Genomic DNA, 16,888 nt, shown 5'->3' with positions numbered 1-16,888 from the left:
CCTCTTGCGAGGCCTTTTTAACGACGCGGCAGGATTCACTTTATGTTACGGCCTGGCATGTTGCTTGCCCTGTCTCTGACAGGTACTTCCGTCGATGCGCTTCTACGTACTGCTTTCGCTATACGTAGGCATCCTAGCTACGCGGGGGCTTGGTCCCTCCCGCGACCGGACTTTCACCGGCAAGAAGATGCGTGCCTCTGGGCACGCTCAACGAACAAAAAAGAGGCTGATTGCTCAGCCTCTTCGTTATGAACTAGAACAGTCCATTCTCGGTTTTGTTCATTTCTTCCTTCAGCAGCGTATACATCTTGGCGGCATCGTCCTTGCGGGTCGATTCCGACAGGAGCTCTACGCGGACGGTCACCAGCTTCTGGCCGAACTGAATGGTCAGCTCGTCCCCGACCTTGACCGCACTGCTGGGCTTCGCTTCCCTGCCGTTAATCCAAACACGCCCTTGCTCGGACACATCCTTCGCGACCGTACGGCGCTTGATCAGGCGGGAAAGCTTGAGGAACTTGTCAAGCCGCATTACTTAACCGCTTCTTTAAGCTTGTTGCCCGCTTTGAAGGCAGGTACCTTGGATTCCGGAATGGTGATTTCCTTGCCCGTTTGCGGGTTGCGGCCCGTACGGCCGGAGCGCTTGCGGGTTTCGAACGTGCCGAAGCCGATCAGTTGAACTTTGTCGTCTTTGGACAAAGCGTCGGTGATTTCTCCGAGGAAGCTGTTCAGTACGGATTCTACGTCTTTCTTGGTCAAGCCGCTTTTTTCAGCAATATTGTTGATCAAATCTGTTTTGTTCATGGGTCAAAAATTCCTCCTCAAATTAAACGCTAAGCTAATGTATTCTTTATGATGTAGGAAAATCCTGCTAGCGTAAGCGATTTTTTAGAACTTTTTTTGCTTCCTGCCATAAAGATTCCATCTCTGATAACTCAGTTTGGTCAAAGTTCCGGCCCTTTAAACGCAGCTGCTGCTCAATATATCCGAATCGGTCGTAAAATTTGCGGTTCGCTTCCGCCATCGCTTCTTCCGGGTCCACCTTCAGGAAACGGGCCAAATTGACCACGGCGAACAGCAGATCGCCCAGCTCTTCCTGCTGCTCGGCTTTGCCGAATTTCACGATCGCTTCCTTCACCTCTTCCAGCTCGGATTCCACCACCGGCATCACTTCTTCCAGCGTGGACCAATCGAAGCCGACCTGGGCCGCCTTCTTCTGCAGCTTGTACGCCTTCATCAGCCCGGGCAGCTCCCGAGGAATGCCCGAAAGCAGCGGCTGCGCCTCCGGATCGATGCCCTTCTTCCGCTTCTCCTCGTCCTTGATCTGCTGCCAATTGCTGAGCGCCTCGTCGGCATCGTCCGCCTGCATCTCGCCGAATACGTGCGGATGGCGCCGGACGAGCTTCTCGTTCAAGCCCTCAATGACGTCATAGACGGTGAAGCCCCCGACTTCGGATTCGATCTGGGAATGGAGCATAATCTGGAGCAATAGATCGCCCAGCTCTTCGCACATATGATCCGGGTCGTCCTCGTCGAACGTTTCCAGCACCTCGTACGCTTCCTCGATCAGATTCTTGCGCAGCGACTGATGGGTTTGCTCCCGGTCCCAAGGACAGCCTTCGGGGCTTCGCAGAATGGCGACGATTTCCTCCAGCCGGCGGAACGTCCGGTTGATGACGGCGTCCGCCTCCGTACGGGGCACCCACACGAGCGACAGGTTGCCGTAGCCCTCCACCCGGTCCAGCTCGTACAGCGGCACTTCGCGAACCCGCTCCTCGCCCGCCACCCCTAAGGCATGCCCGACGATCACGGTATAGTCGTCCGGGTACAGCTCCATCAGCGTCAGCTTCACATCGGAGGCGGTTAGCCCGTCATAGACCTGCCCGATCAAGGTATGCAGCCGCGGGTTCAGGTCGCCCGCCGAGAGCGCCGTCGCATCGAGCAGCTGGAAGCCTTCGATCGGATCGAAGCCCAGGCGCAGGAACGCTTGGTCGAGGAAGCTCTCGCCGCCCATCAGCGCAAGCACGACGCCTTCGTCGGCACACCGCTCCCGCAGCAGCTGTACGGTCCGCTCGGCTACCATCGGATGGCCGGGAACCGCATAGAGCAGCTCGGTCTCGGGCGCGGCGTGGGCCCGGCGGAGGAGCGCGTCCGCGATGGCCTCATAAACGTCCTCGAATGCGGCGTTCGCTTCATAGACGCCGTCGAACGTCTCGAAGCGGAGGCCGTGATGCCCCAGCATCGAGACCATCGGGTGTTCCTTGGTGCGCAGGAAGAGCGCACCCGGCTTGGCGCCGGCCGCCTGAAGCTTCCTCCAGACGCCGAGCGTCAGTTGGTTCTCGTCGCCGGTGCCTAGACCGACGACGGTAATTTGCGGTTGCGCAGACATGGATAGTCGCCTCCATCTATGTAAGGTGCGGCGCTCCCTTAGCGGAGCAGCCGGAGTTTCTTCAGCAGCGCGAGCGGCCTGCCCCGCAGCTGCGGCACGAGCGCAAGCTCGGCGGCGGTAATGACGCCGAGCCGCAGCAGCGCGAGCGCATAAGCAAGCGCTCCCGCGGCGACGCCGACGAGCGTGACGAGCGCGGCCATGCCCCGAGGGGGCAGGGCTGCGCCGAGCCGCGCGAGGATCGGCGGCACGCCGTGCGTCACGGCCAGCAGGCATGCGGTCATGAAGGCGATCGCATAGATCGCCTTCATGACCCGCAGGCCGCCCGCGGCCGTGACGCCGGTGGCGCGCAGCGCGTGCGCCAGCGCGAGGCCGCCCGCGAGCGCGTAGGCGGCCACGGCCGCGGCGGCGGCGCCGGTAATGCCGTAGCTCGGGACGAGCACGGCATTGCCGGCGGCTTTCGCCGCGGCGGCGAGCAGCAGGTAGACGGCGGGCGCCCGGACGGCGCCAAAGCCCTGCAGCACGCTGCTCGCAATACTGTTCACCGCGGAGAAGAGCGCGGTGAAAGCCAGAATCGCTACGGCCGTCGTGCCTTCGGCCGTCTTGAAGAACATGACGTTCATCGGCTCCGCCAGCAGCGCCAGCCCGAACGAGGCGGGGAGTGCCAGCAGCCACGTGAGGCGAAGCGACTGGCCCGAGCGGGCGCGCAGGGCCTCGCGTTCCCGGCGCAGGCGGGCTTCCGCAATTGCGGGCACCAGCGCTGCCGACATCGACGAAGCGATCATGGCGACGAGCTGCACCATCGGCAGCCCGTGGTTGTAGAGACCGAACTGGTACAGCGCGCCCTTCTCGTCGTACCCGCTCTGCAGGAGAAGCCGCGGAATCGTGAACGAATCCGTCAGCGTCAGAATCGGCAGCGCAATCGAGCCCAGGCACAGCGGCAGCGCATAAGCGGCGAGCCGGCGCGCCAGCGCTATATTCACGCGCCATTCCCCCATCGCGGCCGGAGTGTCCGCCGGAGGCACGGGCTCCACCGCCCGGCTCGGGCCCGCGTCAGCTTCGCTGCGGGCGGCCCCGGCTTCCGCGGCTTCGCGCCGCTTCTCCCGTCGGCGGTACCCCAGCATGACGATCAGTCCCGCGACCGCGCCGGTCACGGAGCCGAAGGTCGCCCCGGCCGCGATCCGGTCCGGGCCCAGCCCCAGCCGCATGAACAGCAGCAGGAGCCCGAACATCGTCGCTACGCGGAATGTCTGCTCCCATACTTGCGACCAGGCGGTCGGGAGCATGTCTTGATAGCCTTGGTAATAGCCGCGAAGCGCCGACATCGCCGGGACGACGAGCAGAGCGAACGAAACGCTGCGGATCGCCGGCTTCGTCTGGGGCAGCCCCATCCAATCCCCGATCCGGTCCGCTCCGAAATAAAGCATAAGAAAGAATACCATTCCGGTGGCGAGCAGCACGACCGTTGCGACCTGCAGAACGCGGTTCGCTTCTCTCCGATTTCCCGCAGCCGCATGCTCGGACACGAACTTGGATACCACCAGCGGGAACCCCGCCGTAGCCAAGAACAAAATCAAAATATACAGCGGATAAACCGCATTATAAATGCCGAATACCGTATCGCCCGCCATATTCTGCAGCGGGATCTTCTGAAGCGTACCGATCAGCTTGGACACCACGGCGGCAGCCGCCAGTATCGCAGCTCCTTTGAGCAGCGCCGAACCGGTTGCCTTTCCCTGCTCGGGACGGTGCTTGTCCGCGTGCGTCTTCATGCCGTTTCCCCTTTATTCATTCCAGCCTGCCAACGGCATCATTATACCTTATCTCCGGAGGCTTTTCCAAAAAAGCGGCCCCGGCCCGTTCGAGCCCCCTCTGCTCCGCCAAAAAAAGCTTCCTGAACCGTCCCGGTGAAAGGAACCTGTCAGGAAGCTGTATGTTCGGCATGCCAATTATTGCTCCATCTGCTTCGCCAGAAAGCCGGCTGCGGTTTCCGCCATTTTCTGCTCCATCTGGCCCATCTTCACATTGTCGTCTTTGCTGATCAGGAGAACGGACCCGATCGGGTCGCCACCCGCTACAATCGGCGCGATTACGTAAGAACTGTAGGTTTCGGACACATCCTTGCAAATTTCGTACTGCCCCGGGCTCGTTTCGATGGAAGCCTTGCGGTTCTCCATACACTGCTCCACTATGGGGCCGATCTGCTTCTCCAAGTACTCCTTCTTCGAGCCTCCGGCTACGGCAATGATCGTATCACGGTCGGAAATCATCGTAATATGATTGGTACTCTCATAAAGCGACTCGGCATACTCCTTGGCAAAATCCCCCAGCTCCCCGATCGGCGAGTATTTCTTTAGAATAACCTCACCGTCGCGGTCGACAAAAATCTCAAGCGGATCCCCTTCGCGGATGCGCAGTGTGCGGCGAATCTCCTTGGGGATAACGACCCTTCCCAGATCGTCGATACGACGAACGATTCCAGTTGCTTTCATGATTCTAGATGCCTCACTTTCCTTCGAAGAGATTGATACAGCTGGATAACCATTGTATACAAATGGAGGGAATTTGACTATCCATAGTATTCTTCGTTTCCCAATGGCTTATGCATCTGCTGCTCCGCTGGATCCGCGGCCCTTGCCGGAGGTATGTATCAGGCTGCCGCTGTTTACATTATGTCCAAAAAAAAGAAAACAAAACAAGACACCCTAAGGGGTGTCTTGGTAACTTCTTACTTGGTCGCCGGCGCATTCTTCGGCGCGTCGGTCTTCGGTGCATCCGTCTTCGGTGCATCCGTCTTCGGCACATCCGGCGCAGGCGTTTGTCCTGCAGCAGGAGCGGTCGGAGCCGGTGTCGGAGCAGGCTTAGGCAAGTTGTTGGTTTCGATCAAGCCTGGAAGCTCCTTGGTCGCAAAATCCATCATCTTCGTTTGCGCCGCTTCCGATTTCAACTCGTCCTTCACATCGTCGAACGTTTTGGTTTTGCGGGATTCGACCTTCATGACATGGTATCCGTACGAAGTTTCGACCGGATCGCTGATCTTGCCGATCGGCAGCTCCGCCGCCGCCTTCTTAAATTCCGGCACCCATTGGGAAATATCCGCATCCTTGTATTGGCCGCCCTTATCCTTCGAGCCCGGGTCCTCGGAATATTCCTTCGCCAGCGCCGTGAAGTCGCCACCTTGATCCAGCTTGCTCTTCACTTCCTTGGCACGCTTAAGCGCATCGTCTTTGGAACGGGTTTCCTTGCCGGTCGCCGGATCGGACGTTCCGATCAGAATATGGTCCACGGTTGCGACCGTATACGAATCTTTATCCTGGTCCAATTTCGCTTTATAAGCGGCTTGGAGATCCTGATCCGTCACTTTCGATTCCTCGGAAACGATCGCCAGGATGTTCATTTTGACGAACTCGTCCAAATCGGCTTGCGTCAGATTCGCATCCTTCAGCAGCTTATCGGAACCGCCCTGCTGTGCGTCCATGGCCGTCTTGATCTGGGCCAGCTGATCCTTCGCCTGCTTGTCCGCTTCCGCCTTGGCCTTGTCATCCGCGCGGGAGGCCAAAATCTTCATCGTCAAGTATTGATTCATCATTTCCTGCTGGAAAGAAGGGTCGTCTTTGAACTGCGCGTACTGCTTCTGGAACAGCATCAGAACGCCGAGGAACTTGTCGAAGTCGCCGCGCGTTACTTTTCCGCCGTTCTTGTAAGTCACCAGTACATCACTCGGATTTCCTTTGGCAGCCGGAGCCGGAGTCGGCGTCGCGCCCCCCGCCGCAGCGTTATCCTTCTTGCCGCAGCCCGTGGCTACAATAGTTACTACCAATAGGATGGCTAAAAGAGCCAGAAGCCCTTTATGAAACGGTTTTCGATTATTTTGCAACATCCTGTAGCTCTCCCTTCGATTTCAGCGCACGCTTGTATTGTACCAGAAACTTCTCCAGCATAGCGATGGTTTCTTCTGGCTTCAAGCCCTTGCCTTTTAGCTCAATATGAATTTGCGGGCCTCCGATGAGCTTAATCCGATTATCGAATTCATTCGCTAATTGGAACAGCTTCTGGCCGTCGAGGTTTCCGTTCTGGTCGGCGTGCACCTTGAACTCGTAATCCACCCCTTTTTGCGTGATCGTTTCGATCGCATACATGGCGCCGTACACTTTCAAACGGGCGACCGTCAGCAAGTTGTGCACCGCGTCCGGCAAATCGCCGAAACGGTCCACCAGCTCGTCATGAAGCTCTGCCGCTTCCTCCAACGTTTTTACCGCGGCAACCTTCTTGTAGATCTCAATCTTCTGTACGCTGTCATAGATGTAGTCCCCAGGGATATAAGCATCGATCTGCACATCGATAACCGTTGACCATGGTTTGGTTTCCTCCGCCGTTTCGCCGACGATCTCCTTCTTCCGCTTGCGGATTTCCTCCTCCAGCATTTGGGAATACAGATCGAAGCCGACGGATGCGATAAAGCCGGACTGCTCCGCGCCCAGCAAATTGCCCGCGCCGCGGATGGACAAGTCTCTCATCGCAATTTTAAACCCTGACCCAAGTTCTGTAAACTCTTTTATCGCCTGCAGACGCTTCTCCGCCACCTCCGTCAGCACCTTATCCCGCTGGTAGCTGAAGTACGCGTAAGCGATCCGGTTGGAGCGCCCGACCCGTCCGCGGAGCTGATACAGCTGGGACAAGCCCATTTTGTCCGCGTCATGCACGACGAGCGTATTTACGTTCGGAATATCGACGCCGGTCTCGATAATACTGGTGCTGACCAGCACATCGTACTCGCCGTCAAGAAAGTCGAGGATCGTCTTCTCTAGCTCCTGCTCGGACATCTGGCCGTGAGCCACCGTTACCCGGGCGTCCGGAACCAGCATCGAGATTTGCTCCGCCATCTGGTTAATTCCCTGCACGCGGTTGTACAGGTAGTACACCTGCCCTTCGCGCGCCAGCTCCCGTTCGATCGCCTCGCGTACGAGTGAAGCACTGTATTCGACGACGTACGTTTGTACGGGGAACCGGTTCTCCGGCGGCGTCTCGATGACCGACAGGTCGCGCACGCCCAGCATGGACATATGCAGCGTCCGCGGGATCGGCGTCGCGGTTAAGGTCAGCACGTCCACGTTGGTTTTGAGCCGCTTCAGCTTCTCCTTGTGGGATACGCCGAACCGCTGCTCCTCGTCAACGATCAAGAGGCCCAAATCCTTGAACTGCACGTCCTTGGACAGCAGCCGGTGCGTTCCGATGACGACGTCGACGGTTCCGTTTTTTACACCCTTCATCGTATCCGTCTGCTCCTTCTTGGAGCGGAACCGGCTGAGCACCTGAATGTTGAACGGGAAGCCCGAGAAGCGCTCGCGGAACGTCTCGTAATGCTGCTGTGCGAGAATCGTCGTCGGCACGAGCACCGCGACCTGCTTGCCGTCGATCGCCGCCTTGAATGCGGCGCGAATGGCGACTTCCGTTTTGCCGTACCCTACGTCTCCGCACAGGAGCCGGTCCATCGGCTGAGACTTTTCCATATCCTTCTTGATCTCGCCAATGGCGCGGAGCTGGTCGATCGTCTCGTCGTACGGGAACATGCCCTCGAATTCCTGCTGATACCCGGTATCCTGATTGAAGGCGTATCCCTTCGTCGCCTGGCGCTCCGCATAGAGCTTGATCAGGTCGTCGGCGATATCCTGGACGGAAGAGCGCGCCTTGCTCTTGACCCGGTTCCAATCGGAGCCGCCAAGCTTATATACCTTCGGCTCTTTGCCTTCTTCGGCGCCGACATATTTCTGAATATGGTCGATCTGATCGATCGGCACGGACAGCTTGTCGCCGCCCGCGTACATGATATGCAAATAATCTTTATGAATGCCGCCGACCTCAAGCGTCCCGATGCCTACGAATTTGCCGATCCCGTGATTCACATGGACGACGTAATCGCCGACCTTGAGCTCCTGGTAGCTCTTGATCCGTTCGGCGTTCTCGATTTTCTTGTCCACCTTCCGCGCTTTCCGCTGCTTCTGGGTGAACATCTCCCCCTCGGTTATGACGACCAGGTGAATGCCCGGGAGCTCGAAGCCGGTCTGCAGGTTGCCGCTGATCATCATCGGCTCGTCGATATGGTAATCGGCGAGCACCCGCTTCACGCGGTCGACGCGCTCTTCGCCGCTGGCGACCATCATGACCTTCGCGCCGGACTTCTTCCAGCGCTCCATCTCGCTCTTGAGCAGGTTCATTTGGCCGTGGAAATTTTGCATTAAGCGGCACATGAAGTTGACGATGTTTTGCGGCGCCGTTTGTGGTACTTGACGAAGGAACAGCGACATATAAAGCGTCGGATAAGGCCTGCGGTGTAGCAGCGTTTCATATGGCTTAGACAAGGTCAGCGCCGGCAGGCACTGCCCGTCCTGAAGCGCCATCGTCATCCATTCCGCTTCGTCCTTCTCCAGCTGCCTGGCCGTCTCCAGCAGGCGGGCCGGTTCATCGACGATCAGTATGGAATCCTTCGGCATGTAATCCAGCAGTGTCTGGCGCTCCGGGAACAGCAGCGACACATATTTGAACAGACCGTGGAAATATTGCCCCTCCCGCAGCCGTTCGATATCATGTCCGATGCCTTCGAGCAGCCGGTCCTTCGATGTCCGGTCGGACATTTTGTCCAGCTGCGCCTGAAGCAGCTCATATGCCTGCTGGGCGGCGGATTGTAACCGTTTTCCTTCGACCACGATTTCCCGGCAGGGCGTGACCGTGAGCGCATTTAATTTATCGATGGAGCGCTGGTCGGTTACTTCGAACGAGCGGATGGAATCAATCTCGATGTCGAACAGCTCCACCCGGAACGGATGCGCCGAAGCCAGCGGGTAGAAATCGAGAATACCTCCGCGGATGCTCATCTCGCCCTTGCGCTCGACACGCTCCACCCGTTCATAGCCAAGCTCGACCATGCGGCCTGCAAGCTCGTCAAGCTGTACGGTCTGCCCGACCTCCAGCCGGAACTGGGCCTGAACGATCGCACTCTGCTGCGGCAGCAGCCGGCGCATGCCGGCATAAGGCACGACCACGATCCCGCGGAAGCCTGCCGCGAGCCGGGTAAGCGCGTCGATCCGCTGCGCCAGCATTTCCGGACTTGCGATCGCCGCCTCCGCGGCCAGCAGCTCCTGCGCGGGGAACAGCAGCACCTTGTCCTGCGGCAGCAGCTCTTCGAGATCCTCAAACATTTTTTGAGCGGAAAACATATTATGCGTAACGACAAACAGCGGCTGCTGCAGCTCCTCGAATAACGAGGCGAGCATAACCTGCCGCGAAGAACCGGTCAAGCCGGCGATCAATTGTTCCCTCATCCCCGAACGGATACCGGACACGATATTCTGAAAGTCCGAATCCGCGGAGAACGCTTGGATTAATGCCTGCAAACAGGACACCCCTCTCAATCCGCGTAACACTAAAAAAAGCCTAGAGCGAAGATGCTTTAGGCCGGTCTATCTGACGATTCCGAAAGCCTGGCGCAATAAGCCTCTATTGCAGAGGATTCACGAGGAGCGAGAGCTCCGGATTGGCTTCCAGCGCTTCCTTGCAGTAGTCGCAAACCACCTTGACGGTGACGTCCCCATTTGGGTTATACGATATTATATCTCTCCGCTCTTCAGGGGTCAAGAAATGGAAACCGAGCTGAAACTCGTTCACTTCCGACTTCGTAATCTCCCCGATTAACGTCCGGCAATGCGGACATTCATATTTGACAGCCATGCGTCGGCCACCTCCCGGCACTTTTCTAACAGTATGCCCAGAACCGGGATCCGTTAGCCGACCGGATGATGCTGACGCTCGTTTAGCCGTTAAATTTGGCCATTGTCTTCTCGAACTCGTTCGCAAGCGCGAACTCCATCGCTTCCACCGTACGGTCCAGCACCTCCGACATGCGCCCAAGCTCTTCCTTCGCGAAGCCGCTCAGCACGTAGTCCGCGATGTCTCTTCCCGGCGCCGGCCGCGAAATGCCCATCCGGATCCGGTTGAACGTCTGAGTGCCCAGATGCTGTATCGTGCTCTTGATGCCGTTATGTCCTCCCGCGCTGCCTTGATACCGAAGCCGGATTTGGCCGAACGGCGTATCCAGATCGTCGTAGATGACGATCAAGTCTTCGATCTTGGCTTTATAAAAGTCCATATAGGCTCGGATGGATTCTCCCGATAAGTTCATATAAATCATCGGCTTCAATAACACGACTTTCTGGCCATCTACATTCCCTTCCCCCAGAATGCCCTTGCACTTGCTCTGCGAGATTCGGATCCCGTGCCGCTCTGCGAATCGGTCGAGCGCCATCCAGCCGATATTGTGCCGGGTCGTTTCATACTGCTTGCCCGGGTTGCCCAGGCCGACAAACCATTTCAACCCCATCTTGCTCCTTCCTACAGCTTACCTTTGATAATCATAACCGATAATGAAGCCGTGCGCCAACTCCGCAACAAAAATAGAGCGTATCGGTCATAAACCGACACGCTCCGCAAGGCTGAGCCGTTAGGCCGTCTCTCCCGCCGCCGCCTTCTCCGCAGCAGGCTCCTGAGCCTTGTCCGCTTCCGCCGCTTCCTCCGTCTCCTCGTCTCCCTTTTGAGGCATCAGGATGGTTGCGACCACATCGTGCTCATCCGACCTCATCTCCAGCTTCGCCGGAAGCTTCAGCTCCGAGACGAGCAGGTTCTGCCCGATGTCCAGGCCGCTGATATCGACTTCGATGGCGGCCGGAATATCGCTCGGGAGGCAGCGGATATCGACTTCATGATGCTGGATCTGCAGGATGCCGCCGACGCCGACGCCGACCGGATCCCCGATAAATTCAAGACGTACGGTCGTGTTGACCGGCTCGTCCATATTGATTTGATGAAAATCCACATGCAGCAACTCTCTGCTGATCGGATCGCGCTGGACTTCGTTGATCATCACAGGCTGTTTGCCGAATTGCGGGATATCCATGTCGATGATCGCATGGGGATTCGTTTTCAGCAGAGCGAGCAGCTCTCTCTGATCGATGGCAATCGGCGTTTGCGTCACTTTCTTTCCATATACGACACCCGGAACCTTGCCCTGCTTGCGAAGATCCTTGCGCTGTCCCTTGGTGCCGCTTGAACGAACTTCGGCTTTAAGCGATACTGCCATAGATGAAACCTCCTTCAAATAGAGACCCGGGATGCGAGTCCCAAGCTTCTACTACTTTACCCATTTGAAGGAGGATCGAAACATCATTCATTAAATTATCGTAAATAGATCAGCTTACTCCGTTACCGATTGCTTCTTCTTCGCTGCGAATTTGCTGCGCAGCTTCTCGGCGTAACCCGGCTTATTCGTTTGGCGCTCGCGGGCGATCGCCAGATCGTTCGGTTCCACGTTGTGCGTGATCGTCGAGCCAGCCACGACATAAGCGCCTTTGCCGACCTTGACCGGCGCAATCAGATTGACGTTGCTGCCGATGAAAGCATCTTCTTCCACTTCCGTCAGCTGCTTGTTGAAGCCGTCATAGTTGACGGTGATGGCGCCGCAGCCGAAGTTGACGTTCCTGCCGATCACGGCATCGCCGATATAGCTCAGGTGGGATACTTTTACTTCATCGTCGAGCTTGGCATTCTTGATCTCTACAAAATCGCCGATCTTGACGTTCTTGCCCAGATCCGAACCCGGACGAAGGTAAGCATACGGTCCGACCGAGGTCCCCGTGCCGACCTTCGCCTCCAGCAGCACGGAATGCTTCACCGTTACGCCGTCCGCCAGCTGGCTGTCCGTGATATCCGCCTGAGGCCCGATCACGCAATCGCTCCCGATGACCGTATCGCCCTTCAGCACGGTTCCGGGGTAAATGACCGTATCGGAGCCGATCTGCACTTCCGCTTCGATATAGGTATTGGCCGGATCGACCAGCGTCACGCCGTTAATCATATGGCGGCGGTTAATGCGCGCCCGCATCCCCTGCTCGGCTTCGGCCAGCGCCAGCCGGTCGTTGACTCCGATGGCCTCGATAGCCTCCTTCATGACATAGCCTTCGATGATGGACCCTTGGGAGGCAAGTATCGCAATGACATCCGTCAGGTAGTATTCGTTCTGGGCATTATCGTTCTTCACGAGCGACAGCGCCTCGAACAGCTTTTTATTGTCGAAGCAGTACGTCCCCGTATTGATTTCCTTGACCAGTCGCTGCTCATCCGTGCAATCCTTCTCTTCTACGATCGAGCTGACGAAGCCCCGTGCGTCGCGCAGAATGCGCCCGTATCCGTGAGGCTTGTCCATCTCCGCCGTCAGAATGGTAGCTGCAGCGCCCTTGTCTTGGTGCAGTCGAACCATGCCCTCCAGCGTTTCTTCCGATACAAGCGGCGTATCTCCGCAAATGACGATCGTAAGCCCTTCTTCGGATTCCAGCAAATCCTTCGCCTGCAGCACCGCATGCCCGGTTCCGAGCTGCTGTTCCTGAAGCGCATATTCGACGCGGTCTCCGAGATAAGATTTCACCGCATCCGCGCCGTGGCCGACCACAACGACGGTTCGGGCCGTATTTATGTTCTCAAGCGCGGTCACCACATGGCCGACCATCGGCTTCCCGCACACCTTATGCAGCACTTTGTAGAGCTTCGATTTCATACGCTTGCCTTGACCTGCAGCAAGTACGATTCCCATCATGTTCAATTTCTCCATCTCCTTTTTCCGCATAATGGTTGATCTCTATAAGGTATAATCAACGTCTGCCCAGGGCATAACGCCTTAGACCCAATATAGCCTAGATGCGAAAAAAAGAAAAGAGAGCCGTCCGGCTCTCTCTTGAACACAATATTAAGCTCCTTCTTCGATGACTTCTTCTTCCGTCGCGGCCCGCTCGTATTCGGCGAGGACCGCAGCCTGGATTTTTTCACGGGTAGAAGAGGAAATCGGGTGGGCGATATCTCTAAACTCGCCGTCTGGTGTACGCTTGCTCGGCATAGCCACGAACATCCCGTTATTACCGTCAATTACACGAATGTCATGAACAACAAATTCGTTATCGATGGTAATGGATGCAATGGCTTTCATTCTGCCTTCGGAGTTGACCCGACGAAGTCTGACGTCAGTAATTTGCACTTGTGTTCACCACCTTTTTCCATCTTATGACTTAAGTGATAAATTCCACATTTTAGTGCAAAATCCTTCTTTTTTTCGAATCTTTTAAATCAATTTTATAAATACTTTATATATTCTTTACGATTCGACAGCTACCGCTGCAATCAGCTCAATTTCGACAAGAACATCCTTGGGCAGACGCGCTACTTCTACGGTCGAACGCGCCGGTTTATGATCGCCGAAGTAGGAAGCGTAAATTTCATTCACCTTGGCGAATTGGTTCATATCCTTGATAAACACGGTCGCTTTCACAACCCGGTTGAAGGAGCTTCCGCCCGCTTCAAGCACGGCCGCCAGATTGCGGAACACTTGATGCGTCTGCTCTTTGATTCCGCCCTCTATGACTGCGCCGTCCAGACCGAGCGGGATCTGTCCCGAAGTAAACAGGAGACCCCCGATTTGCATCGCTTGCGAATAAGGCCCGATCGCTGCCGGAGCGCTTGCTGTAGAAACCTGATTCAATTTCATCGTCTTTCACTCCTCGTCCGATTCTTCACTGAAATAATTGCCCGGCTCCGCCGTAATTTGCTTCGTCTTGGGATCGACGGCCGACAACTTGGCAAGCGAAATATAATCCTCCACCAAATGCTCTTCCACTTCTCCCGATTCCACGAATACCCCTACGCCCTTTACCGTCGCTTTAAATTCCTGCAGCAGGTCCATCATTCCGTGTATGGTTCCGCCTACACGCATAAAGTCATCGATGATGAGCACCCTCGACTCCTCCTTCAGCGCGCGGCGGGACAAAGACATCGTTTGAATCCGCTTGTTCGAGCCCGACACATAATTGATGCTTACAGCCGAGCCTTCGGTGACCTTATTGTCCCGGCGGACAATGACGACCGGCAGATTCAAATAAGTCGCCGTGGAGTACGCGAGCGGAATGCCCTTCGTTTCCACGGTCATGACCACATCGATGTCTTTGCCCGCGAAGACGGAAGCGAACATCTTCCCGACCTCGTTCAGGATCAGCGGCTGCCCCATAATGTCGGACATGTATAAATAACCGCCCGGCAGAATGCGCTCCGGCTGCTTCAGCTGCCGGCAGAGCTGTGTAATGAACTGCAAGGAATGCGTTTTCGACACGCGAGGAATGAACTTTACGCCGCCGGCGGCACCCGCCAGCGTCTGGAGTTCGCCAAGGCCCTCTTCCTCAAAAACTTCCTTGATGATGGCGAGGTCCTCGCTGATGGAGGATTTGGCGGAATTGTATCGGTCTGCGAACGTTGTTAACGGAATGAGCGTATGGGGGCGAAAAAGCAAGTATTGCGTCATCTCGACCAATCTTGCGCTTCTCTTCATTTTTTTCATCGGCGTCCCCCCCTGGCCTTATAGTTATATGGATAAAATCCGAATAATATAATGAAAATATACCATTTTTATACGTATTTGTTCAAGGGATTGCATGAAAATTATTATCACATTAAACTGACATAGCTGGGTCAGCTCAAGTCAGCAGGCGGACGGCGAATACGTCCTTGCAGAAGCCCCTCAATCCGTTATAGACCCGCGAAACCTTCGCTTCCTTCGAGACAAGCCCGAACACGGTCGGGCCGCTGCCGGACATCAGTACGCCGTCGGCTCCCAGCTTCAGCATGCATTCCTTCAGCTGGCGCACCTCCGGGTACAAATCGAGCGTGACCTCCTCCAGCACATTGCCGAGCTCCGAGCACAGCATGTCGAACTTTTTCCCTCGTATCGCCTCATGAATCCGCTCCGTCGACGGATGGCGCTTGATCGCTTTCGCGTTGAGCTTGCCGTAGATTTCCGAGGTCGATACATTGATCGGAGGCTTGGCCAATACGACCCAGCACTGCGGCGGCGCTTCGATCGGCTCCAGCTTCTCTCCCCTTCCGCGGGCGATCGCCGTGCCTCCCGTAACGCAGAACGGCACGTCGGAGCCGAGCTCCGCCCCTAACCGCAGCAGCTCGGAATCCGGAATACCGAGTCCCCATAACCGGTTAAGGCCTCTGAGCGTCGCGGCGGCATCGCTGCTGCCTCCGGCGAGACCGGCGGCTACCGGAATCTTTTTGTCCAGGTGTATGTATACGCCTTTCTTCACATCGTACCTTTCTTTAATCAAACGGGCCGCCTGGAACGCCAAATTCTTCTCGTCCAGCGGGATGTATCCCGCCTGGCTGGAGATGATGATCGTATCCCGCGGCAGCTCCTGCATCTCGATCCGGTCCGCTAAGTCCACCATCGTCATGACCATCTCAACTTCATGATAGCCATCCTCACGCTTATATAAAACATCCAGAGATAAATTGATCTTTGCCGGAGCTTTCTCGAATACCTTCATGTACGACACCTTCTTCGTCCTGTCTGTCCGCCCTATTGGGGCTTCATGCCATCTTTTCTAATACTATACCAAAAACCGAACAAAAAAAAGCTACAGCCTCTTCGTCAGGGCTCTAGCTTCTTGAAGTCGTCAATCCTTACGGCGTTGGCCGGTAGCCGTACGGCTGCTGTCCCTGCGATCCGACCATGAAAGTACCCGGCATCGGCTGCGCTGTCTGATACGCGTAGTTCGCTGCGGGCGGCTGCTGGGACGCTGCATACATCGGCTGCATCGGCTGCTGCCCGTATACCTGGGCCGGCTGCGCGGAAGCCTGCTGCTTGCTGAGCGCTTGCTCCGCTATCTGTATCGCCCGCTTCACCATGTTGCCGGCATCCTTCGTGCGGATCCCGCTCCAGCCTTCACGCTGAACGGTTTCATAGAAACCCAGGTCCTTGGCAAGCTCGTACTTAAATTCCTCGGACATCATTCCGCGTCGTCTGCGTGACATTCGCATAACCTCCTTGGATCGTCTGAAGTGGTCACTAGCGCGTATGACTAGTATGTACGTCAGTGCGAGATGTCATTCACCCGCCGCCCATGAGTACTAAAAAACGGCTTCCGCGAAGGGGAGCCGTTTCGTAAGCTATTGCTGTATAGTAATTCTTACTTCGCCGTCATCGTTGCATACCGTTACCTGAACGGATTCTGTAAGGATGTCTGCGTAGCTGTAAGAGACGCGCTTAAAAGCATGCTGTTCTTGATCGAGCTTTACGATAAATACGGAAGGGTAGGTTTCCTCCAATACACCGGATCGTTCGATTGTCTTGCGGCGACCGCCATTCGCTTTTAACATAATCTTCTGTCCGACATGAGGTTCCAAACTGCGTTTGATCTCCAATAGCGTATTTTTTGCCATTGACCAGTACCACCTCTTTCCTTTTAAATTATAACTCAACGTATGTAGTATGTCAATTTAAACCGAATATTATATCAATCAGACAAACCTGTTGTCAACGGAATTTTTCTTTTATTCCCGGAGCGGCCGATGGGCCTATGTTAATATGCTCATAACCTTCCCGAATTATACAATGGGCAGCCCAGGATAAACGGC

The 16,888-nt window shown here is 56.2% G+C and carries 17 protein-coding genes and 1 pseudogene; all 18 read right to left on the bottom strand.

The annotated features are described in order from the left end of the window. Positions 1-253 precede the first annotated feature (253 nt). Entirely contained in the window at positions 254-529 is a 276-nt protein-coding gene (locus O9H85_RS35520) for an RNA-binding S4 domain-containing protein (protein ID WP_269886082.1), read from the bottom strand. After that, entirely contained in the window at positions 529-801 is a 273-nt protein-coding gene (locus O9H85_RS35515) for an HU family DNA-binding protein (protein WP_269886081.1), read from the bottom strand. The genes O9H85_RS35520 and O9H85_RS35515 overlap by 1 nt, the downstream gene beginning before the upstream one ends. 67 nt (positions 802-868) lie before the next feature. Next, entirely contained in the window at positions 869-2,386 is a 1,518-nt protein-coding gene (yabN, locus tag O9H85_RS35510; RefSeq protein ID WP_269886080.1) for a bifunctional methyltransferase/pyrophosphohydrolase YabN, read from the bottom strand. A 38-nt stretch (positions 2,387-2,424) separates the two neighbouring features. Then, positions 2,425-4,155: a putative polysaccharide biosynthesis protein gene (locus O9H85_RS35505; RefSeq protein ID WP_269886079.1), complete on the bottom strand. Its 1,731-nt coding sequence runs from the start codon at positions 4,153-4,155 to the stop codon at positions 2,425-2,427. 16 nt (positions 4,156-4,171) lie between these two features. Continuing rightward, positions 4,172-4,327, bottom strand: coding sequence for a hypothetical protein (locus O9H85_RS35500; protein ID WP_269886078.1), 156 nt, complete (start codon positions 4,325-4,327; stop codon positions 4,172-4,174). 5 nt (positions 4,328-4,332) lie between these two features. Beyond that, a complete protein-coding gene (spoVT, locus tag O9H85_RS35495) occupies positions 4,333-4,875 on the bottom strand; it encodes a stage V sporulation protein T (RefSeq protein ID WP_269886077.1) in 543 nt (180 codons plus the stop codon). Positions 4,876-5,111: 236 nt separating this feature from the next. Next, positions 5,112-6,263, bottom strand: a complete 1,152-nt coding sequence (locus O9H85_RS35490) for a peptidylprolyl isomerase (protein WP_269886076.1) — start codon at positions 6,261-6,263, stop codon at positions 5,112-5,114. Further along, positions 6,250-9,774, bottom strand: a complete 3,525-nt coding sequence (mfd, locus tag O9H85_RS35485; RefSeq protein WP_269886075.1) for a transcription-repair coupling factor — start codon at positions 9,772-9,774, stop codon at positions 6,250-6,252. Before mfd ends, O9H85_RS35490 begins: the two co-directional genes overlap by 14 nt. 103 nt (positions 9,775-9,877) lie before the next feature. Next, positions 9,878-10,108 (bottom strand): anti-sigma-F factor Fin family protein, encoded by a 231-nt coding sequence (locus O9H85_RS35480; RefSeq protein WP_269886074.1) that lies wholly within the window; start codon positions 10,106-10,108, stop codon positions 9,878-9,880. An 82-nt stretch (positions 10,109-10,190) separates the two neighbouring features. Continuing rightward, on the bottom strand, positions 10,191-10,751 hold the full coding sequence (pth, locus tag O9H85_RS35475) for an aminoacyl-tRNA hydrolase (RefSeq protein WP_269886083.1): 561 nt from the start codon (positions 10,749-10,751) through the stop codon (positions 10,191-10,193). 126 nt (positions 10,752-10,877) lie between these two features. Beyond that, on the bottom strand, positions 10,878-11,513 hold the full coding sequence (locus O9H85_RS35470; protein ID WP_269886073.1) for a 50S ribosomal protein L25: 636 nt from the start codon (positions 11,511-11,513) through the stop codon (positions 10,878-10,880). A gap of 114 nt (positions 11,514-11,627) precedes the next feature. Next, positions 11,628-13,028 carry a bifunctional UDP-N-acetylglucosamine diphosphorylase/glucosamine-1-phosphate N-acetyltransferase GlmU gene (gene glmU / locus O9H85_RS35465; protein ID WP_269886072.1) on the bottom strand — a complete coding sequence of 467 codons (1,401 nt, stop codon included), beginning with the start codon at positions 13,026-13,028 and terminating at the stop codon, positions 11,628-11,630. 144 nt (positions 13,029-13,172) lie between these two features. Further along, positions 13,173-13,457: a septation regulator SpoVG gene (gene spoVG / locus O9H85_RS35460; protein ID WP_010501706.1), complete on the bottom strand. Its 285-nt coding sequence runs from the start codon at positions 13,455-13,457 to the stop codon at positions 13,173-13,175. A gap of 117 nt (positions 13,458-13,574) precedes the next feature. Beyond that, positions 13,575-13,964, bottom strand: a complete 390-nt coding sequence (locus O9H85_RS35455; RefSeq protein WP_269886071.1) for a RidA family protein — start codon at positions 13,962-13,964, stop codon at positions 13,575-13,577. Positions 13,965-13,970: 6 nt separating this feature from the next. Then, a complete protein-coding gene (gene purR, locus O9H85_RS35450; RefSeq protein ID WP_269886070.1) occupies positions 13,971-14,807 on the bottom strand; it encodes a pur operon repressor in 837 nt (278 codons plus the stop codon). Positions 14,808-14,943: 136 nt separating this feature from the next. Further along, on the bottom strand, positions 14,944-15,798 hold the full coding sequence (gene ispE / locus O9H85_RS35445) for a 4-(cytidine 5'-diphospho)-2-C-methyl-D-erythritol kinase (protein ID WP_269886069.1): 855 nt from the start codon (positions 15,796-15,798) through the stop codon (positions 14,944-14,946). Between the two features lie 313 nt (positions 15,799-16,111). Next, a pseudogene (locus O9H85_RS35440) lies at positions 16,112-16,285 on the bottom strand (small, acid-soluble spore protein, alpha/beta type); the annotation flags it as partial. 135 nt (positions 16,286-16,420) lie between these two features. Beyond that, the gene (gene veg / locus O9H85_RS35435) at positions 16,421-16,693 is read right to left on the bottom strand and encodes a biofilm formation stimulator Veg (RefSeq protein WP_269886068.1); all 273 of its coding nucleotides are present in this window, start codon (positions 16,691-16,693) and stop codon (positions 16,421-16,423) included. Between the last annotated feature and the right edge of the window lie 195 nt (positions 16,694-16,888).

The sequence above is a fragment of the Paenibacillus gyeongsangnamensis genome (assembly GCF_027533625.1).
In the GTDB taxonomy this organism is placed as follows: domain Bacteria; phylum Bacillota; class Bacilli; order Paenibacillales; family NBRC-103111; genus Paenibacillus_G; species Paenibacillus_G gyeongsangnamensis.
Note: the sequence above shows the minus strand (reverse complement) of the source record. Positions and strands in the feature narration are given on the sequence as shown.